General features: G+C 60.8%; 17 protein-coding genes and 1 tRNA gene. 12 read left to right on the forward strand and 6 right to left on the reverse strand.

Going from position 1 to position 18,792, the window contains the following annotated elements; translation table 11 throughout:
• Positions 1–96 precede the first annotated feature (96 nt).
• The 4 genes from ACE2AA_RS11895 to trpB all read right to left on the reverse strand — a co-directional run bounded on the left by ACE2AA_RS11895 (position 97) and on the right by trpB (position 4,591).
• On the reverse strand, positions 97–1,419 hold the full coding sequence (locus ACE2AA_RS11895) for a folylpolyglutamate synthase/dihydrofolate synthase family protein (RefSeq protein ID WP_141301706.1): 1,323 nt from the start codon (positions 1,417–1,419) through the stop codon (positions 97–99).
• Positions 1,420–1,440: 21 nt separating this feature from the next.
• The gene (accD, locus tag ACE2AA_RS11900; RefSeq protein WP_141261545.1) at positions 1,441–2,310 is read right to left on the reverse strand and encodes an acetyl-CoA carboxylase, carboxyltransferase subunit beta; all 870 of its coding nucleotides are present in this window, start codon (positions 2,308–2,310) and stop codon (positions 1,441–1,443) included.
• A 221-nt stretch (positions 2,311–2,531) separates the two neighbouring features.
• Positions 2,532–3,365: a tryptophan synthase subunit alpha gene (gene trpA / locus ACE2AA_RS11905; RefSeq protein ID WP_141301708.1), complete on the reverse strand. Its 834-nt coding sequence runs from the start codon at positions 3,363–3,365 to the stop codon at positions 2,532–2,534.
• A complete protein-coding gene (gene trpB, locus ACE2AA_RS11910; protein WP_141261547.1) occupies positions 3,362–4,591 on the reverse strand; it encodes a tryptophan synthase subunit beta in 1,230 nt (409 codons plus the stop codon). The genes trpA and trpB overlap by 4 nt, the downstream gene beginning before the upstream one ends.
• 195 nt (positions 4,592–4,786) lie before the next feature.
• Here trpB and ACE2AA_RS11915 point away from each other — a divergent pair, with 195 nt between their 5' ends.
• The 3 genes from ACE2AA_RS11915 to rho all read left to right on the forward strand — a co-directional run bounded on the left by ACE2AA_RS11915 (position 4,787) and on the right by rho (position 8,957).
• Positions 4,787–5,752 carry a magnesium transporter CorA family protein gene (locus ACE2AA_RS11915; protein ID WP_141261548.1) on the forward strand — a complete coding sequence of 322 codons (966 nt, stop codon included), beginning with the start codon at positions 4,787–4,789 and terminating at the stop codon, positions 5,750–5,752.
• 167 nt (positions 5,753–5,919) lie between these two features.
• Entirely contained in the window at positions 5,920–7,233 is a 1,314-nt protein-coding gene (locus ACE2AA_RS11920) for an outer membrane beta-barrel protein (RefSeq protein WP_141261549.1), read from the forward strand.
• Positions 7,234–7,646: 413 nt separating this feature from the next.
• Positions 7,647–8,957 carry a transcription termination factor Rho gene (rho, locus tag ACE2AA_RS11925; protein WP_141261550.1) on the forward strand — a complete coding sequence of 437 codons (1,311 nt, stop codon included), beginning with the start codon at positions 7,647–7,649 and terminating at the stop codon, positions 8,955–8,957.
• Positions 8,958–9,122: 165 nt separating this feature from the next.
• On the opposite strand, the gene ACE2AA_RS11930 is transcribed toward rho, so the two are convergent.
• A complete protein-coding gene (locus ACE2AA_RS11930; protein ID WP_395369914.1) occupies positions 9,123–10,094 on the reverse strand; it encodes a quinone oxidoreductase family protein in 972 nt (323 codons plus the stop codon).
• 28 nt (positions 10,095–10,122) lie between these two features.
• A complete protein-coding gene (locus ACE2AA_RS11935; RefSeq protein WP_141261583.1) occupies positions 10,123–10,578 on the reverse strand; it encodes a methylated-DNA--[protein]-cysteine S-methyltransferase in 456 nt (151 codons plus the stop codon).
• A 73-nt stretch (positions 10,579–10,651) separates the two neighbouring features.
• Between ACE2AA_RS11935 and mnmE the strand changes: the two genes are divergently transcribed.
• The 9 genes from mnmE (at position 10,652) to rsmD (ending at position 18,731) form a co-directional block, all read left to right on the forward strand.
• Positions 10,652–11,986 (forward strand): tRNA uridine-5-carboxymethylaminomethyl(34) synthesis GTPase MnmE, encoded by a 1,335-nt coding sequence (gene mnmE, locus ACE2AA_RS11940; RefSeq protein ID WP_395372204.1) that lies wholly within the window; start codon positions 10,652–10,654, stop codon positions 11,984–11,986.
• Positions 11,987–11,999: 13 nt separating this feature from the next.
• Positions 12,000–13,871, forward strand: a complete 1,872-nt coding sequence (gene mnmG / locus ACE2AA_RS11945) for a tRNA uridine-5-carboxymethylaminomethyl(34) synthesis enzyme MnmG (protein ID WP_395369916.1) — start codon at positions 12,000–12,002, stop codon at positions 13,869–13,871.
• On the forward strand, positions 13,868–14,476 hold the full coding sequence (gene rsmG / locus ACE2AA_RS11950; protein WP_395369918.1) for a 16S rRNA (guanine(527)-N(7))-methyltransferase RsmG: 609 nt from the start codon (positions 13,868–13,870) through the stop codon (positions 14,474–14,476). The genes mnmG and rsmG overlap by 4 nt, the downstream gene beginning before the upstream one ends.
• The gene (locus tag ACE2AA_RS11955) at positions 14,469–15,296 is read left to right on the forward strand and encodes a ParA family protein (RefSeq protein WP_141261555.1); all 828 of its coding nucleotides are present in this window, start codon (positions 14,469–14,471) and stop codon (positions 15,294–15,296) included. The genes rsmG and ACE2AA_RS11955 overlap by 8 nt, the downstream gene beginning before the upstream one ends.
• Complete coding sequence (locus ACE2AA_RS11960) at positions 15,293–16,192, forward strand: ParB/RepB/Spo0J family partition protein (protein WP_141261556.1); 900 nt, start codon at positions 15,293–15,295, stop codon at positions 16,190–16,192. The genes ACE2AA_RS11955 and ACE2AA_RS11960 overlap by 4 nt, the downstream gene beginning before the upstream one ends.
• An 82-nt stretch (positions 16,193–16,274) precedes the next feature.
• Positions 16,275–16,350 (forward strand) — tRNA-Lys (locus ACE2AA_RS11965).
• Between the two features lie 292 nt (positions 16,351–16,642).
• A complete protein-coding gene (locus ACE2AA_RS11970; protein ID WP_395369919.1) occupies positions 16,643–17,383 on the forward strand; it encodes a gamma-glutamyl-gamma-aminobutyrate hydrolase family protein in 741 nt (246 codons plus the stop codon).
• Positions 17,380–18,156, forward strand: coding sequence for a pseudouridine synthase (locus tag ACE2AA_RS11975; protein WP_395369921.1), 777 nt, complete (start codon positions 17,380–17,382; stop codon positions 18,154–18,156). The genes ACE2AA_RS11970 and ACE2AA_RS11975 overlap by 4 nt, the downstream gene beginning before the upstream one ends.
• A complete protein-coding gene (rsmD, locus tag ACE2AA_RS11980) occupies positions 18,156–18,731 on the forward strand; it encodes a 16S rRNA (guanine(966)-N(2))-methyltransferase RsmD (protein ID WP_395369922.1) in 576 nt (191 codons plus the stop codon). The genes ACE2AA_RS11975 and rsmD overlap by 1 nt, the downstream gene beginning before the upstream one ends.
• Positions 18,732–18,792: the final 61 nt, after the last annotated feature.

Genomic DNA, 18,792 nt, shown 5'->3' on the forward strand with positions numbered 1-18,792 from the left:
TTTTTCAAGAAGGCGGCGTTCCTCAAAGCTGTTTGGAAAAGCTTCACCAGAAACTTCTTTATATTCTGTTGGGTATCTTATGGGCGGCCGTGCCCATCAGTCAGGCTGCCAGCCATCAAGCTGCAAGGCCACACCGGCCAGATACAGGCTGCCACATATGATGACGCGGGCAGGTGGAGCATCTGGTCCCGCTGTCGCCGCCAGATGTGTCAGGGCGGCATGCAGGGTGGGACCTGCCGTAGCCCGGCCACCAGCCGCCGCGATGATGTCCGCCACGGGCTGCGCCAGATGCTGGTCCTTTTCCGCCACGGCCTGAATGGAGGCCGCATGCGGCAGCAGGGGCGACAGGAAGCCGGTGGCGTCCTTGGTCTGCTTCATGCCAATGACCAGATGGGTGGGGCGGTCCGCCCATTCCGCCATGACCTGTGCCAGTACCTCGCCCGCACCGGGATTGTGGCCGCCATCGAGCCATAATTCCCAGCCCGCAGGCAGCAATGCTGCCAGGTGGCCGGACAGGCGCTGCATCCGCGCGGGCCAGCGTGCCTGTGCTATGCCCGCCCATGCCCGTTGTGGCAGCGGCAGGCCACTGGCGCGCAGGGTGGCGATGGCAAGGCCCGCATTATCGATCTGGTGCGCGCCACGCAGGCCGGGCAGGGGCAGGTCCAGCGCGCCATGAGGATCATTGTAGCGCAGGCTGGCGCCATCCGGTGCGGGGGTGATGGACCATTCATGGTCCCGTCGCCACAGGGGGCTGCCATGCGTGTGTGCCGTGCGCATGAGCACGTCCATGACGGCGGCTGGCTGGTGGCCGGTGGTGACAGGAACACCCGGTTTGATGATGCCTGCCTTCTCGGTCGCGATTGCCCCCAGCGTATCGCCAAGGAATGCCTCGTGATCCATCGAGATGGCCGTGATCGCACACGCCGTCGGGCGATCCAGCACGTTGGTGGCGTCATGGCGGCCGCCCAGCCCGACCTCGACAATTGCAAGATCGGCGGGATGGCGCGCGCACAGCATGAAACCCGCCGCCGTCAGGACTTCGAACACCGTGATGGGCGCGCCCGCATTGACCCGTTCGATTTCTTCCAGAACACCGGTCAGTTCGCGTTCTGTCACGATCCGGCCCGCGATACGGAAGCGTTCGGTCACATGCACCAGATGCGGCGATGTCAGCACATGCACCCGCCATCCACCCGCTTCGGCAATGGCACGCATGAGAGCGCATGTGCTGCCCTTCCCGTTCGTGCCTGCCACATGCACAACCGGCGGCAGGTGGCGCTCGGGGTGGCCAAGGCGCGCCAGCAGGGTTTCCAGCCGGGCCAGTGACAGGTCGATCAGGGCAGGATACAGCCGGTTCAGCCGTTCAAGTACCTGTCCTGTCCGGCCAACGAATTCCGGTCCAAGCGTGGGGGCTTTCATGGGGTGCGCCCTTTTTTGGGGTCAGGCCGCAGGCCGTGCCGTGATGTGACGATAGTTGAGCTGACCAATCAGTTGGCCAAGGGTCACAGGCAGGTCGCCACGTTTGACCACCATGTCCAGCATGCCGTGTTCCAGCAGGTATTCCGCGCGCTGGAAGCCTTCGGGCAGCTTTTCGCGCACCGTATCCTCGATCACGCGCTGCCCGGCAAAGCCGATCAGGGCATTGGGTTCGGCAATCTGCACGTCACCCAGCATGGCGAAGGATGCGGAAACCCCCCCCGTGGTCGGGTTGGTCAGTACGACAAAATAGGGCAGCCCCGCTTCCTTGAGCATCTGTACCCCAACCGTGGTGCGCGGCATCTGCATGAGGCTGATCATGCCTTCCTGCATGCGCGCGCCACCCGACGCGGTAAACACGATCAGCGGCGACTGCTGCAGGATGGCCAGGCGGGCGGCAGCCAGAAAGGCCTCACCCAATGCCGCACCCATCGTGCCCGCGATGAATTCGAACGCCATCACGGCGACGACCGCGTTGTGCCCGCCGATCCGGCCATGGGCCACGGCCATGGATTCATCAAGCTGGGACTTGGCGCGTTCATCCTTCAGCCGGTCCGTGTAGCGTTTGCGGTCGCGGAAGGAGAGGGGGTCAACCGGCACCCTGGGCAGTTCGATACGGGTGTATTCCCCGTTATCGAACGTCCATTCCAGCCGTTCGGGCACGGTGGCGCGCATGTGGTAGCCGCAATGCGGGCACACATTCATCGCCTTGTGCAGGTCCTTGGTCAGGATCATCTGCTCGCATGATTCGCAGTTGGTCCACAGGTTGTCCGGCACTTCCCGCTTGAGCAGGCCGCGGATCTTGGGACGGACATATTCGGTCAGCCAGCTCATGTTGCCTCTCCCTTAAGCTTTCTGGAGGCCTGTTCCATACAGGCAGATGAACGATTGGGCCAGATTGTCATTGCAGCGGGCATTCCAGAAAATCATTCGTGAAATGCCTTGCAGGTCATAAAAAAGTTTTTGGTGAAGCTTTTTACCGAAGCGTCTTCAAAAGACGCCGCCTTATTGAAAAAGCGGCATCCAAGAACTTTTGTTTTTTATCAATGTATTATTTATGAGACAGTTTTGCTTACAGCATGCACTGCGTCAGCCAGCCCGCGCAGTTGGTCCAGCACGGCAGGCACGGTCCGGGCAGTTGCTTTTCCATCTGCATCCAGCGTGCCCGCAAGCGTGTTGAGCAGAGCGGAAGCCACGACGGCGGCATCAGCCGCGCGTACGGCGTTTGCGGCCAGTTCCGGCGTGCGGATGCCAAAGCCGATGGCGATGGGCAGGTCTGTGGCATGGCGCAGGCGGGGCAGGGCCTGCGCCAGTTCATCGGTGCTGGCGGTGCGCGTGCCTGTTACCCCGGTGATGCTGACATAATAGACAAAGCCCGACGCGCCATTGAACACGACCGGCAGGCGGTCATCGGGTGTGGTGGGGGCGACAAGGCGGATGATGTCCAGCCCGGCCGCAGCCGCGGGGCCTGCCAGCAGGTCGGCTTCCTCCGGCGGCATGTCCACCACGATCAGGCCGTCCACGCCCGCTTTGCGCGCATCCACGCAGAAGCGTTCGGGGCCATAGGCCTCGATGGGATTGGTGTAGCCCATCAGGATGATCGGGGTCTCGTCATCACCTTCGCGGAAGGCGCTCACCATTTCCAGCACGCGCTTCATGGTCGAACCGCCCTTCAGCCCGCGCAATGCGGCCTTCTGGATGGTCGGGCCATCGGCTGACGGGTCGGAAAAGGGCACGCCCACCTCTATCAGGTCGGCACCGGCAGCCGGCATGCCGCGCAGGATGGCAAGCGACGTATCATAATCGGGGTCGCAGGCTTCGACATAAGGGATCAGGGCGCCACGGCCCTGCGTGCGCAGGGTGGCGAAGCGGCGGGCGATGCGGCTCACAGTTTCACTCCCAGATGTTCGGCTACGGTGAAGATATCCTTGTCCCCCCGGCCGGAAATATTGATGACAATGATCTGGTCCTTGCCCATGTCGGGCGCGATCTTGGCGGCGTAGGCGACGGCATGGGCACTTTCCAGCGCGGGAATGATGCCCTCGGTCCGGGTGCACAGCTGGAAGGCGTCCAGCGCTTCCTGATCGGTCGCTCCCACATATTCGGCGCGTCCGATGTCACTGAGCCATGAATGTTCGGGACCGACGCCGGGGTAATCAAGGCCCGCGCTGATGGAATGGGCTTCGGTGATCTGCCCGTCCGCATCCTGCAGGAGATAGGTGCGGTTGCCGTGCAGCACGCCGGGTTTGCCCCGTTCGATGGAGGCGGCGGTGCGCCCGCTGTCCAGACCGCAGCCCGCGGCCTCGACACCGATCAGCTTGACTTCGGGGTCGTCAAGGAAGGGGTGGAAGATGCCCATGGCGTTCGACCCGCCGCCGATTGCCGCCACGATCGCATCAGGCAGGCGACCTTCGGCGGCCATGATCTGTTCCCTGGTTTCCACGCCGATGATGGACTGGAAATCACGCACCATCTGCGGATAGGGGTGGGGGCCTGCCACCGTGCCGACAAGGAAGTAGGTGTCATGCACATTGGTCACCCAGTCGCGCATGGCTTCGTTCATTGCATCCTTCAGCGTGCCGGCGCCCGCCGTAACGGGCACGACTTCCGCCCCCAGCAGCCGCATGCGGAACACGTTGGGCTTCTGGCGCTCGACATCGGTGGCACCCATGTAGATCGCGCATTTCATGCCGAACAGCGCACACACGGTGGCGGTGGCGACACCGTGCTGGCCCGCGCCGGTTTCAGCCACGATGCGGGTGCGGCCCATGCGGCGGGCCAGCAGGATCTGCCCCATGACGTTATTGAGCTTGTGGGAACCGGTGTGGTTCAGTTCCTCGCGCTTCATGTAGATTTTTGCGCCGCCAAGCTGTTCGGTCATGCGGCGCGCAAACCACAGCGGACTGGGACGACCGACATAATCCTTGAGGTAATAATCCAGTTCACGCCGGAATTCGGGGTCCGCCTGCGCCGCCTTGTACGCGCCGTCCAGCTCCAGCAGGAGCGGCATCAGGGTTTCAGCGACAAAACGGCCGCCAAAAATTCCAAAACGGCCGCGACCGTCCGGCCCGCTGCGCAGGCTGTTGGCGCCTGCCTGTGTGTCTGTTGCGCTCAACTTCGCTACTCCGCAAGAAATAGGTGCGTGGCTCAATGGTATCATCATGCAGCCGTCCCGGGCCGCTTATCAGGCGGTTCTGGACCGGATGGCGGTAAAATACCAGCCCCGCCGTATCGTGTGGCGTGTCATGATTTGACATGTTTGCTGTCACATGATGGATGAACAACGACCCGAACCACAGAAAGACCGCCCATGTTTCTAGCCCATCGTCCCGGCGCCCCGGCCCGGACCGTTACGACTGCGGAGGATGCGGCCGGTGCGGCATGGCTGGACCTGCTCAGTCCCACCGAGGAGGAGGAGGCCCTTGCTGCCGAAGTGACAGGCCTGCGCGTGCCCACCCGTGCCCAGCTGGATGAGATCGAAAGTTCATCGCGCCTCTTCATGGAAGGCAATGGCGTCTATCTTTCCACGCCACTGGTGCGCAAGACACCGGATGACTTTTTCGTATCCCCCGTGGGTTTCGTGCTTATGCCCGGTCGGCTCCTGACCATCCGTTATACCGGGTTCAGCGCGTTTGACGTGGTGGCGCGGGAGGTAGCGGGACAGGCGGCCCCGCTGGTTTCCAACGAAGCGGGGATCATGCTGCTGGAAGCCATCGTGGACCGGCTGGCCGATATTCTGGAACATCTGGGACAGGCGCTGGATGGCATGTCCAAGGATGTGTTCCAGTCGGAGGAGCCAAGCCAGGCGCAGGCAGGCGCGCTGCTGCGCAACATGCTGCGTCGGGTTGGCCGGTCGGGCGATCTGAGTTCATCCGTGCGCGACAGCCTGCTGGGGCTGGAGCGGATTTCCATTTTTCTGGGTGAAAACAAGCGTCATGACCTGTCCGAACGGCTGCAGTCGCGGCTGGCCACGGTGGAACGCGATATCCGTTCACTGAACGATTTCGTATCCCAGACAGCCAACAAGGTGCAGTTCCTGCTGGATGCGACGCTGGGATTCATCAGCATCGAACAGAACAATGGCATGAAGATACTGACCGTGGTCAGCTTTATTGGCGTAGCTCCCACGCTGGTAGCGGGCATCTATGGCATGAACTTCCATGATATACCCGAACTGAACTGGAAATACGGCTATTGGTATTCCCTGGCGCTTATGGCCGCGACGGTGGCGTTGCCACTGATCTGGTTCTGGCGGCGTGGGTGGTTGGGGAAATAGTCGTTTTTACCTGACATATCGACTTCATGATTATTATATTATCGAATCATTTCAATGATTTAGGTTTCAATGGCAAGGGAAACGAAATAAAAGAAAATTCATGAATGCCGGAGCGCGCGCGGATTACCGGTGCCTGCCCGGGTGTGGCGGGGAAGGGAAAGGCCATCATGAAACCGAACCGTACGCTGGGATGTTTTCTGGTCATCACCGGTATCCTGGGTGGGCTGTCCACCACGGCGCGTGCGCAGGTTCATGTCTTTTCCGGCCTGCGGCATGACAGCAACACGGGCCTTGCCCGGTGGCTGGGCGACATTACCCTGAGCGCGCAGATCGAAGGTGGGATCATGGCCAATCCCGCGCGTCCCCAGCCCGGTTACAACTATGGCGATTTTCTTGCCGACCATGCCAATCAGGTCCAGCTGAACCAGGCTGAATTCACGCTGCAAAAAGCGATCGACCCGACCCGGAATACATATCAGGTCGGTTTTACGCTGGAGGGCATGTACGGCTCGGATGCACGGTATTATCAGGTTCTGGGCATCAGTGACCGGGAATGGAATGCACGCTACCAGCTGATCCCTGCGCAGGCGCACATGGATGTCCACCTGCCATGGCTTACGCGTGGCGGGCTGGACATGCAGGCGGGCATCCTGCAGGCCCCGATGGGGGTGGAAGGGCTGGACCCGACCTCCCGGCCTTTTTACACGCTGGCCTATACATCCGAATATTCCGTGCCGTTCGAGCATGTGGGCGCGATGTTCAACTGGCATGTGACGCCCATGGTGGATGTGACATTTGGCATTGATACCGGCAACCAGACATCATTCGGGCATGCGGACAACAACAGCGCGCCAGCCGGGTATTTCGGTTTCAACCTGAACCATCTGGCCCATGGCAAGCTGCGCATTGTGGAACTGAGCCGTGTGGGGCCGGAAAATTCGTGGCGTGCCATTGGTCATTATGAAGCCGATCATACCCAGCGGTTCTGGAATGATATCAGCGCCTATTACCAGGTGAATGACCGGCTGAGCCTGACTGCGGAATTCAATTACCTGCATGACGAGGGTACGCGTGGCATTGGCGCACGCGGGCAGTTCGCCGGTGTGGATGCGGAAAGCTTCGTAAGCTTTCTCAGTTACCGCATCAACCGTGACCTGACCTTCAATTACCGTGGAGAAATATACCGCGACAACAATAACGCCATGGTGGCGACTTTCCGTGGGAACAACGCCTACATGCAGGCGCTGGCTGGAACGGGGGGGGCGGTCGTGCCTGGGCCGTCCGCTTCCAGCCATGGCACGACATATGGTGAAATGACGCTGGGTGTCAGCTACCGTCCCCAGCTTGGCCATCACATCGGGGTTTTCATGCTGCGTCCCGAAATACGCTTTGACCGTGCGCTGAATGGCACCATGCCGTTCAATGGTGGACGCAATAATGGCATGTTCACCTTTGGTGGGGATGCGGTCATCGGGTTCTGAACGTTCTGCCCATCAGTCCGTGCCGTTCATGATGGTGGCCATATCATGTCGCCATGCGGTGAACATGCGCATCCATCAGTGAAAATGCGGTTTGCGCCGGTCGGGTGCAGGCGAATATTTTGACATGATGGCGCGTTACAGCCGTAATGACAGTATAATCATCACCATGATGCCGGCCGCCCATGGCATAAGGCCATGCGTATGCTTGACGGCAGGCGATTAAAGGCATATGGTCTGCGCAGTCCGGAGCAGGCCACTTCCATGGCAGGCTTGGGATTCCCACCTCTCAGTTAAGCTGCATCAAACCGTTTCATCAGAATATGGTCAGAGGCCCCTTATCGGCGCGCCTTCTCAAACTGATTGCTGGCTTCTCTTTTCCTTTCGTGAACTGCCCACTTATAGGCATATCCTGCATGCAACTCGCCGAACTCAAGGCCAAATCCCCAGCAGACCTTCTGGCTTATGCTGAAAGTCTGAACATTGAAAACGCATCTTCTCTTCGCAAGCAGGAGTTGATGTTCACGATCCTCAAGACGCTGGCTGACAACGATCAGGCCATCTACGGGGACGGCACGCTTGAAATCCTGTCTGACGGATTTGGCTTCCTCCGCTCACCGGAAGCCAACTACCTGCCGGGACCGGATGACATCTACATCTCCCCAAGCCAGGTCCGTCGCTTTGGCCTGCGGACCGGTGATACGGTCGAAGGCCAGATCCGCGCCCCGCGCGACGGGGAACGGTATTTTGCCCTGCTGAAGGTCAACGCGATCAATTTCGAACCGCCCGAGGCCGTGCGCCAGCGGATCAATTTCGATAATCTGACGCCGCTTTACCCCGAACGCCGCCTGAAGATGGAGGTCGAGAATTCGACCGTGGGTGGTGCAGCGGAGCCGCCCGCCAATGGCAAGGGGAAGGGCAAGACCCCGAACCGCGATTTCACCTCCCGCGTGATCGACCTTGTCTCACCCATCGGCATGGGCCAGCGCGCGCTGATCGTCGCCCCCCCCCGCACAGGCAAGACCGTGATGCTGCAGAGCATCGCGTCCTCCATTTCCGCAAACCATCCCGAAGTGTTCCTGATCGTGCTGCTGATTGACGAGCGGCCGGAAGAAGTGACGGACATGGCGCGTTCGGTGCGGGGTGAGGTGGTGTCCTCCACCTTTGACGAACCCGCGACCCGTCACGTCCAGGTTACCGAAATGGTGCTGGAAAAGGCCAAGCGCCTGGTCGAGCACAAGCGGGACGTTGTAATCCTGCTGGATTCCATTACGCGTCTGGCCCGTGCTTACAACACCGTCGTGCCGTCATCGGGCAAGGTGCTGACCGGTGGTGTGGACGCCAATGCGCTGCAGCGCCCCAAACGTTTCTTTGGTGCAGCCCGTAATATCGAGGAAGGTGGTTCGCTGACCATCATCGCCACTGCGTTGATCGATACCGGCAGCCGCATGGATGAAGTCATCTTTGAAGAATTCAAGGGCACCGGTAACTCCGAACTGATCCTTGACCGCAAGCTGGCTGACAAGCGTACATTCCCTGCCATCGACATCACCAAGAGCGGCACGCGTAAGGAAGAGCTGCTCGTCGATCGTGCCGATCTGGCCAAGATGTGGGTCCTGCGTCGTATCCTGGCCCCGATGGGTACCATGGATGCGATGGACTTCCTGCTCGACAAGCTGAAATACAGCAAGACCAACCATGATTTCTTTGATGCGATGAATACCTGAACGGGTTGTTTCGTGACGGATTGAAAAAACCCCGGCTGCAAGGCCGGGGTTTTTTGTTTTGAAAGGAAGAGGTTTTTGGTGAAGCTTTTTCATAAAGCTTCGGAAGGAAGCGCTTTTTTTGAAAAAGGTGGCATCCAAAAACTTCTATTATTTTTCGACCATGATTTAGGGAATCAGGATCGTGCTGCCTGTGGTCTTGCGTGATTCAAGGGCGATCTGGGCCTGTGCCGCTTCGGTCAGGGGGAAGGACTGACCGATACGTGGTTTGATAATGCCCTGTCGCACCAGCGCGAGCAGTTCATTGGCTGCATGTTCCAGCGCGGGTCGTTGCGCGATATATGTCGTAAGGGTCGGCCGTGTCAGGTACAGACTGCCATGGGAGGCCAGCGTACCGACATCCACGCCCGTCACGGCCCCCGATGCGTTGCCATAGCTGACCATGAGGCCGCGCGGGGCAAGGCAGGACAGGCTGGTTTCAAAGGTATCGCGACCAATGCTGTCATACACGACCGGCAGCATCCGGCCATGTGTCAGGTCGCTGACCTGTTCTTTCAGGCGGTCCGTGCCGATGATGACATCCGCTGCCCCATTGGCCCGGGCCAGTTCTGCTTTTTCCGCCGTTGAGACAACGCCAATGGCGCGTGCGCCCAGATGACGCGCCCACTGGCACATAAGCAGCCCCACACCACCGGCAGCGGCATAGACCAGAATATCCTCGCCCGGCTGGACGCGGTGGACCTCGCGCAGCAACATGTGCACGCTCAGGCCACGCAGCATGATGGCGGCGGCGGTTGTTGCGGAAATATCATCAGGCAGTGCCACAAGCCTGTTGGCGGCAATGGTGCGGAACGTGGCATAACCGCCCGGGGTCGTGACATACGCCACCCGCATGCCGGGCCGGATGCCTTCCACGCCGGGACCGATGGCAGTTACGGTTCCTGCGCCCTCCATACCCGGTACAGCGGGCAGGGCAGGGAATTTGTAAAGCCCGGTGCGGAAATAGGTATCAATGAAATTGACCCCGATCGCTTCCTGCCGCAGCACCACTTCGCCTGCCGCCGGGGTAGGGACGGGCAGCGTTTCGGTGCGGAGGACATCAGGCCCCCCGTATTCATGGATGCGGATGACGGTATTCATGTCATGTAATCCCTGTTGGGGTAGGGGGTTATGGCAGCGGTGTTGCGGAGAGGGTCTCCAGGTCGCGCAGGAACTGCCGGTCGCGCGCACCTTCGTCACCGGGATAGGTTTCTGGATCGTATTGGGCACAACCAGTAAAATCTATGCGGTGGCAGGGGATCAGGATAGGGATGGGATTTTCCGAACAGGCGCTGATGATGGTGTCAGTCGAAACATCAGCCAGACGCGCTGCATCCTGCCATGAAACCTGCTGGCCCACGGGAATGGTCTGCATGAACTGCCATGCGCGTATCTGCTCGGGTGTGCCATAGGGCGCAAGGGGCAGGCGGCACAGGGTGGCTTCCCCATCAAAATAGGCATCCAGCCATGTGCGGGCTTCCAGCAGCAGTGGCGTTTCCTCCTGATCGCGGCCCCAGCCCCAGTCCAGCGCCACGATCTTTCCATCCTCGGCAGAGACAGTCAGGGGGGCTAGTGGCGAATGCATTGAAAGTTGTGGCATGTGTCACCTTGATCAGGACAAAGAGGTGAACGATAACGCCGTTCCCGGAACCGACAAAATGATGATGGCCACCATGGAGATGTTTGTGCAGGAAAGTGATCGTCATCCCCCCGTTATTTTTGCACTGGCCAGCGGCCTGTCCCGTGCCGCCATTGCCGTCATGCGGCTGAGTGGCCCGGGGACCGCTGAAATTCTGGAAAGTCTGTGCGGTCGTCTGCCAGCACCCCGTCGCGCTTCGCTGCGCGGGTTGTGGCGGCGCGATGGGGATGCGCCCATTCTGCTGGATCGTGCGCTGGTGTTGTGGTTTCCGGGACCGGAAAGTTACACGGGGGAAGACAGCGCGGAACTGCACCTGCATGCGGGACCGGCGGTCATCAATGCCATGGCCGACACACTGGTGGCACTGGGCGCGCGGCCTGCGGAACCGGGGGAGTTCAGTCGTCGCGCCTTTACCCATGGGCGTCTTGATCTCATGCAGGCGGAAGGGATTGCCGACCTGATCGATGCTGAGACCGAGGCCCAGCGGCGGCAGGCGCTGGCGCAGGTCGATGGTGCGCAGAGCCGCCTGTATCAGGAATGGGCTGACAGGCTGCGTGTGCTGCTGGCACATCAGGAAGCACTGATCGACTTTCCTGACGAGGAACTGCCACCGGAAGTCGAGCAGGGGCTGGTGAACGGTCTGCAGGAACTGCATGCGACCATGCAGGATTATCTGGCCACAGGGGATGGGGCCGAGCGCCTGCGGCGTGGGCTGGTCTTCGCCATTGTGGGGGAGCCGAATGTTGGCAAGTCCAGCCTGCTGAATGCCCTGTCGGGGCGTGATGCCGCAATCGTATCTACCCGGGCGGGCACAACGCGTGATGCGATTGAGATCCGGGTTGTCATGGGGGATGTGCCGGTCACGCTGGTCGATACGGCCGGCCTGCGAGAAACCGATGACGAGATTGAAGCCGAAGGCGTGCGCCGTTCATTGTTTCACGTGAAACAGGCGGATTGCGTGGTACATGTATTTGCAGGTAATTCTCCACCATCCAGGCTGGAGGGGGATGGTATAATGGTATGCAACAAGACCGACCTGTCGCCCGCGCCTGATGGCGTGATCGGGATCAGTGTAATCACCGGTTCGGGCATGGATGTGCTAAAAGGTATTCTGGCTGACAGGGCGCGCGCCCTGACTGCTGATCGTGCCAGCGCACCGTTTACCCGTGCGCGGCATCGTGCCGCGATAGAGGAAACGGTACACCATATTGGTCGGGCACAGACAATGGCGTGGCCGGAAATGCGCGGGGAGGAAATGCGTCTGGCCATGCGCGCCCTTGGGCGCCTGACGGGGGCTGTGGATGTGGAAGCCCTGCTTGATACGGTGTTTGGCCAGTTCTGCATTGGCAAATAGAGGAAGTGCCGGAATGAGTCGCGTATATGATGTGATTGTCGTGGGTGGCGGTCATGCGGGATGTGAAGCCGCATCCGCCGCCGCGCGCACGGGTGCGCGAACAATGCTGCTGACACATCGGCTGGATACGATTGGCATCATGTCCTGTAATCCGGCTATTGGCGGGATTGGCAAAGGCCATCTTGTGCGTGAAATCGATGCGCTTGACGGCCTGATGGGGATTGCGGCTGATCGGGCCGGAATTCATTTCAAGCTGCTGAACCGTTCCAAGGGGCCTGCCGTGCATGGTCCGCGCGCACAGGCGGACCGTTCGCTCTATCGTCAGGCCATTCAGGACCTGCTGACCCGGACCGAAGGGCTGGATATTGTTGAAGGGGCGGCGGGCGATCTGCTGGTTGACGGGCAGGGCCGGGTCGAGGGCGTTGTCTGTGAGGATGGTCGTACCTTTACCTGCGGTGCGGTGGTTCTGGCAACGGGCACTTTCCTGCGCGGGACGATCCATGTCGGACATGACAGTCAGCCGGCAGGAAGGGTTGGGGACCGACCCGCGAATGCACTGGGGGAACGTCTGGCGGCACTGGGGCTGCGCATGGGACGGCTCAAGACCGGGACACCGGCCCGCATCGCGCGCGACAGTATCGACTGGGATATTCTGGCCGAAGACAGGGGCGATGCCGTGCCAGAACCGTTCAGCCGCATGACAGATGCCATTACGAACCCCATGGTGTCGTGCCGTATCACGGCCACCACGCCGCGCACACATGCAATCATACGCGAAAACCTTCAGCTTTCCGCCATGTATGGCGGGGCGATATCAGGGCGCGGTCCACGCTATTGTCCGTCGATCGAAGATAAGGTCGTGCGGTTCGCGCGGCGTGAATCCCATCAGATATTCCTTGAGCCCGAAGGCCTGCCCGGTACACCCGATGGAGAACTGGTCTACCCCAATGGTATTTCCACCAGCCTGCCCGAAAACGTGCAGGTGGAAATGCTGCGCAGTATCCCCGGTCTGGAACACTGCCGGATCGTCAGGCCCGGCTATGCGGTGGAATATGATTATGTGGACCCGCGCGAACTGGCTCCCACGCTGGAACTGAAAACCATGCCAGGCCTGTTTCTTGCCGGTCAGATCAACGGCACGACCGGATATGAGGAAGCTGGGGCGCAGGGACTGCTGGCAGGGGTGAACGCCGCCCGTTGTGCAGCAGGGCAGGATGGTGTGACGCTTGACCGCGGAGAAGCCTATATCGGCGTGATGATCGATGACCTGACCACGCAGGGCGTGTCCGAACCCTATCGCATGTTTACGTCCCGTGCCGAATATCGCCTGACCTTACGGGCTGATAATGCCGATCTGCGGCTGACCTCGCGTGGACTGGAATGGGGTTGCGTAGGGAATGCGCGCGCACAACGATACCGTGCGGATCGTGCGGCGATCGAGGTCGCCACAGAGCGTGCACATAGTGAAACCTACAACCCGGAAACATTGCGCAGGGCGGGGGTAAATGTTTCGGCCGATGGGCGTGCGCGCTCGCTTGTGGATGTGCTGGCCACGGATGTATCGCACGAAACACTCGTCCGGATCGCGCCATGGTTTGCAGACCTGCCGTCCCGTGTTGCCCAGCATCTGGCGACCGAAGCCCGCTACAGTGGCTACATTTCCCGGCAGGATCGCGAAATCCGCCAGCTTGCCAGTGAAGGGCGCATGGCCCTGCCAACGGATCTGGACTATGGTCAGGTCGGTGGCCTGAGCACGGAAATGCAGGAACGGCTTGCGCGCGTCCGGCCTGTAACGTTTGGCGCGGCGCAGCGCATTCCCGGCATTACGCCCTCGGCGCTGGTTGCCCTGCTGGCGCATGTACGGCAAAGGCAGGTTGCGGTATGATGGACGTGCCCGATGTTTCACGTGAAACACGTGACAGACTGGAGCGCTATGCCGATATCCTGTTGCGGTGGAACCAGCGGATCAATCTTGTCTCGCCCCATGATCTGCCGCATTTATGGTCGCGTCATATTGCTGATAGCCTGCAGCTGGCGCGGTTGATTCCCCCCGGTCCCGTAAGTCTGGTGGATATGGGGTCTGGTGGCGGGTTCCCCGGTCTGGTTATCGCCTGTGCCACGGATGCGCAGGTGACACTGATCGAATCGGACCAGCGCAAGGCTGCCTTTTTGCGCGAAGCTGCACGGATGGCAGGTGTGCAGGTCCGTGTCTGCGCACAGCGGCTGGAGGTGGCCGATGTGCCGCCCGCGCAGGTCGTGACGGCGCGCGCACTGGCGCCCCTGTCGCGCCTGCTGGAGTGGGGGGCACGCTTCCTGCAGCCCGATGGCTTCTGCCTGTTTCTGAAAGGACGGAATGCGGAAGATGAACTGACGACAGCCAGCGCAGACTGGCGCATGGCGACAACCCGGATTCCAAGCCGCACGAATGCGGATGGTGTGATTCTAGAATTGAGCGATATCAGGCGTGTCAGAGACCACAACAATGAATGATACGGGAAGCGGGTTTGCATCTTCCCCCCGCATTATTGCGCTGGCCAACCAGAAGGGGGGTGTGGGCAAGACAACCACGGCCATCAATCTGGCGGCGGCTCTGGCGACATCGGGGCTGAAGGCCCTGCTTGTCGATATGGACCCTCAGGGCAATGCCTCGACCGGGCTTGGTGTGGGGTATGATGCCCGTCGAAGCGGCACCTACGCCATGCTGGAAGACGGTGCGCGCGCAGCCGCCGTGGTGCAGCCCAGCGCCGTACCCGGCCTGTCGCTGATTGCGGCGGATACGGAGCTGGCGGGGGCGGAACTGGAACTGGTCATGTCCGACCGGCGTGAATACCGCCTGCAGGATGCGCTGGCGCAGGTCGGGGCGGAATATGATGTTATCCTGATTGACTGTCCGCCCAGTCTCGGCCTGCTGACCCTCAATGCCCTTGTGGCGGCGCAATCCGTGATTGTGCCGCTGCAATGTGAATTCTTCGCGCTGGAAGGGATCAGCCAGCTGGTACGGACCGTCAACAGTGTAAGGCAGTCACTTAACCCGGCGCTAAAGCTCGATGGTATTGTGCTGACCATGTATGACCGGCGTAACAACCTGTCGGAACTGGTGGCCGATGATGCCCGCAGTTTTTTCGGGGACAGGGTGATGGAAACCCTCATTCCCCGCAATATCCGGATTTCTGAGGCGCAGAGTCATGGACAGCCGGTCATGAATTATGACCAGCGTTCGTCCGGCAGCCAGGCCTATCAGGCGCTTGCCATCGAAGTCACGGAGCGTCTGGGGCTGCATGCCGTGCAGAAAGGGAAGACCAGCTTATGAAAACCAGGAAGGATGCCGGTCGTCCCCGGCTCGGTCGCGGGTTGGCAGCCCTGCTGGGTGAACAGGTCAACATGCTACCCGCCGCACCGGCTGTGGAAGCACGCAAAACGCCCGAAGCCATTTCCAGTCTGCCGGTTGATGTCATGGAGCCCAGCCCCTTCCAGCCACGTCAGCAGATGGAACCCGGCGCGCTGGATGAACTGGCCAGTTCCATTCGCGTGCGTGGCATCCTGCAGCCCATCCTTGTACGTCCCCATCCCGGGCGTAAGGGGGTTTACCAGATCATTGCGGGCGAACGTCGCTGGCGTGCCGCACAGATTGCGGGGCTGCATGATGTGCCCGTCCATATCCGTCCGCTGGATGACGGGGACGCCATGGCGGCGGCATTGGTGGAAAACCTGCAGCGTGCCGACCTCAACGCCATTGAGGAAGCCGAAGGCCTCCAGCGCCTGCTGGATGACTATGACCTGACGCAGGACGAACTGGCCAGCGCCATTGGCAAGTCCCGTCCGCATGTAGCCAATATGGTGCGCCTGTTGCAGTTGCCACCGCCCGTGCGGGATGCGGTACGTCATCAAAGCCTCTCGGCGGGACATGCCCGTGCCCTGCTGGCGCATAGCGATCCCGTTGCAGCACTGAAGGTCGTGCTGGCGCAGGGGCTGAATGTCCGGCAGACGGAAGCCCTGGCCAGGCAGCAGGAACGTAAGACTGCCGCTGCGCGCGACAAGGCGGAAAAAGCAGCCCGCAATCCTGAAATCACCGCGCTGGAACGTGACCTTGCCGCCAGACTGGGGCTGAAGGTACAGATTGCCTTTGACGGGAAGGGCGGCAGCATCCGGATTGATTACCGCTCGCTGGAGCAGTTCGATGGCCTGCTGCGCCTGCTGCAGCAGTAGGAATTTAAAAAAGTCAAAAATTCCCCTTGCCAGACAACAGGGTGACTGCTAGAAGCCCTCTCACCCAAGCGGGTAACCCTGTGGGCGCATAGCTCAGTTGGTAGAGCAGCTGACTCTTAATCAGCGGGTCCAAGGTTCGAGCCCTTGTGCGCCCACCATAGGGTTAACAGGATTACAGAAATCCCCATCAAGGCATTGCCGGTGGGGATTTTTTGTATTCCGGACCCGGCGGTATATCGGGCAATGGCACATGGGGGCGGGGCGTCGTCATTCCTTTTGACCGGATATGCCTTTAAGGATTGTTTCAGGAACACCCGTCGATAAAAAAAGTAGTGAACGTTTCCGGGTGTCCCTTTTGTCGAAAAGGGCGAAGCGTCACCAAAAACTTTCTTACTGATCTGCAGGATATTTCGTGAGCAGACTTTTGAAACAGTCATATGGGCAGGCGGGATGAAATCCCATTTTCCCCTGATCGGGGTCACGCTGGACAGCGAACTGCCCGCAACGGAAGACAGGGCCGGGTATTCCCGCTTTCCATGGTATGCGATCCGTCAGAATTACATGGACATGATTGCGGCGTGCGGTGGGCTGCCGGTCGCCCTGGGTCATGACGCGTCGCAGGCGGCGGCCATGGTCGCACGACTGGATGGTCTGGTGGTGACGGGGGGCGCGTTTGACGTGCCGCCTGACCTGTACGGTGCATCCGACCAGCATGCCAGCGTGCAGACCAAGCCCCGGCGGACCGTGGCGGAAACGGACCTGATTCACGCTGCGATGGCGCGGGGCATTCCCATTCTGGGTATATGTGGCGGCATGCAGCTTCTTGCTGTCATGATGGGGGGATGGCTGGTGCAGCACATTCCCGATACCTATCCCGCAGCCCTTGCGCATGAGCAGCCCAATCCGCGGGATGAGGCCGGACACGCGGTGAACGTGGTTGCCGGCACGCATCTGGCGCGGCTGGTGGGGCAGGATCGGCTGGCAGTGAATTCATCCCATCATCAGGCAGTAGGGGATGCAGGACGTGCGGTGATCTGTGCTACAGCGCCTGATGGGATTGTCGAGGCCATTGAACTGCCCGGCCATCCATTTTGCATCGGGGTGCAGTGGCATCCGGAATTTGGCATATCGGCAGGAGACCGTCTCCTGTTCGAAGGGTTGATCGACGCTGCGAGGCAGATACGAACATGACACAGGACCATTCCCCACCGTCTACCCTGGAACGGGGCGACCGTATCGCCAAGTGGCTGGCCCGGTCCGGCGTCGCCAGCAGACGTGATGCGGAACGCATGATTGCCGAAGGCCGGGTCAGGCTGAACAGTGCGGTGGTCACCCATCCGGCAACGTTTGTGGATGCTGGTGATATCGTTCAGGTGGACAACAACGTGGTCAGCGCGCCTGACCGCACGCGGCTGTGGCGGTACCACAAGCCAGATGGTCTGGTGACAACCCATCGAGATCCCGAAGACCGCCCGACCGTATTCGATTCCCTGCCGCCGGGACTGCCGCGCGTCATAAGTGTGGGGCGGCTTGACCTGAACAGTGAGGGGCTGCTGCTTCTTACCAATGATGGCGAACTGGCCCGCAGGCTGGAACTGCCCAGCAATGGCTGGATACGTCGTTACCGCGTGCGTGTGTTCGGGGTGGTGGATGAACGGATGCTGGCTGCCCTTGCCCATGGCAGCGAATTCGAAGGCGTGCGTTATGGCCCGATCGAAGCGCAGCTGGATTCCGCCAAGGGGGATAATGCGTGGCTGACCGTTTCCCTGCGTGAAGGCAAGAACCGCGAGGTCCGTAAGGTCATGCGCGGGCTGAACCTGCATGTCAGTCGTCTGATCCGCACGTCTTACGGTCCGTTCCAGCTTGGCACGCTGCAGCGTGGCGAGCTGGAGGAAGTGACCGGCAAGGTCATCCGTGAACAGGTGCCCGGCCTGCCCCCCGCCAAGTCACAGCGCAGGGCGTAATGCGTATTATCGCGGGTGAATGCCGCGGCCGCACCCTGCATGCTCCGTTGGGACAGGCCACGCGCCCCACGGCGGACCGTGTGCGGCAGGCGCTGTTTGATACGCTGGCCCATGCGCCGTGGGCGGGAACAGACCGCCTGCGTGGTGCGCGCGTTCTGGACGGATTTGCGGGCACGGGGGCGCTGGGGCTGGAAGCCCTGTCACGCGGTGCCGCCAGTGCTGTGTTTATCGAACAGAATCGTGCTGCCCTGCGGTCCTTGCGTGAAAATGTTACGACCTGTGGCATGGGTGATCGCGCCACGATCCGTGCAATGGATATGCTGCGCCTGCCGCCACGGGGGGTAGCCGGGCCGGTGGATCTGGTTTTTCTGGACCCGCCCTATAATCAGGACCTGCCAGTCCGCGCGCTGGCGGTGCTGGAACGCGGCGGCTGGCTGCATTCCGCAACATTGGTAGTGGTTGAAACGGCGGCAGCGGAATCCGCCCCGGTGGCTGCTGACCGGCTTCTGCTTGAACGCAGGCATGGGGCTGCATGTCTGTATGCATGGCGACATGGGGCGGAAGACGCGGCATAATTGATTGCCGTATTTTTGCCAGCGGCCTTCTGTCTATGGGGTGGACGGGGTTATAGTGGTG

Origin of the sequence: Komagataeibacter diospyri (genome assembly GCF_043995075.1) — a bacterium.
GTDB lineage: Bacteria > Pseudomonadota > Alphaproteobacteria > Acetobacterales > Acetobacteraceae > Komagataeibacter > Komagataeibacter diospyri.

Coding starts and splice junctions, on each gene's coding strand:
- rsmG (WP_395369918.1), top strand. CDS start 13,868: ATGATGGACGTGCCCGATGTTTCACGTGAAACACGTGACAGACTGGAG.
- ACE2AA_RS11935 (WP_141261583.1), bottom strand. CDS start 10,578: ATGCATTCGCCACTAGCCCCCCTGACTGTCTCTGCCGAGGATGGAAAG.
- mnmE (WP_395372204.1), top strand. CDS start 10,652: ATGATGATGGCCACCATGGAGATGTTTGTGCAGGAAAGTGATCGTCAT.
- ACE2AA_RS11975 (WP_395369921.1), top strand. CDS start 17,380: ATGACACAGGACCATTCCCCACCGTCTACCCTGGAACGGGGCGACCGT.
- ACE2AA_RS11970 (WP_395369919.1), top strand. CDS start 16,643: ATGAAATCCCATTTTCCCCTGATCGGGGTCACGCTGGACAGCGAACTG.
- rho (WP_141261550.1), top strand. CDS start 7,647: ATGCAACTCGCCGAACTCAAGGCCAAATCCCCAGCAGACCTTCTGGCT.
- rsmD (WP_395369922.1), top strand. CDS start 18,156: ATGCGTATTATCGCGGGTGAATGCCGCGGCCGCACCCTGCATGCTCCG.
- mnmG (WP_395369916.1), top strand. CDS start 12,000: ATGAGTCGCGTATATGATGTGATTGTCGTGGGTGGCGGTCATGCGGGA.
- ACE2AA_RS11895 (WP_141301706.1), bottom strand. CDS start 1,419: ATGAAAGCCCCCACGCTTGGACCGGAATTCGTTGGCCGGACAGGACAG.
- ACE2AA_RS11955 (WP_141261555.1), top strand. CDS start 14,469: ATGAATGATACGGGAAGCGGGTTTGCATCTTCCCCCCGCATTATTGCG.
- ACE2AA_RS11915 (WP_141261548.1), top strand. CDS start 4,787: ATGTTTCTAGCCCATCGTCCCGGCGCCCCGGCCCGGACCGTTACGACT.
- ACE2AA_RS11960 (WP_141261556.1), top strand. CDS start 15,293: ATGAAAACCAGGAAGGATGCCGGTCGTCCCCGGCTCGGTCGCGGGTTG.
- ACE2AA_RS11920 (WP_141261549.1), top strand. CDS start 5,920: ATGAAACCGAACCGTACGCTGGGATGTTTTCTGGTCATCACCGGTATC.
- accD (WP_141261545.1), bottom strand. CDS start 2,310: ATGAGCTGGCTGACCGAATATGTCCGTCCCAAGATCCGCGGCCTGCTC.
- ACE2AA_RS11930 (WP_395369914.1), bottom strand. CDS start 10,094: ATGAATACCGTCATCCGCATCCATGAATACGGGGGGCCTGATGTCCTC.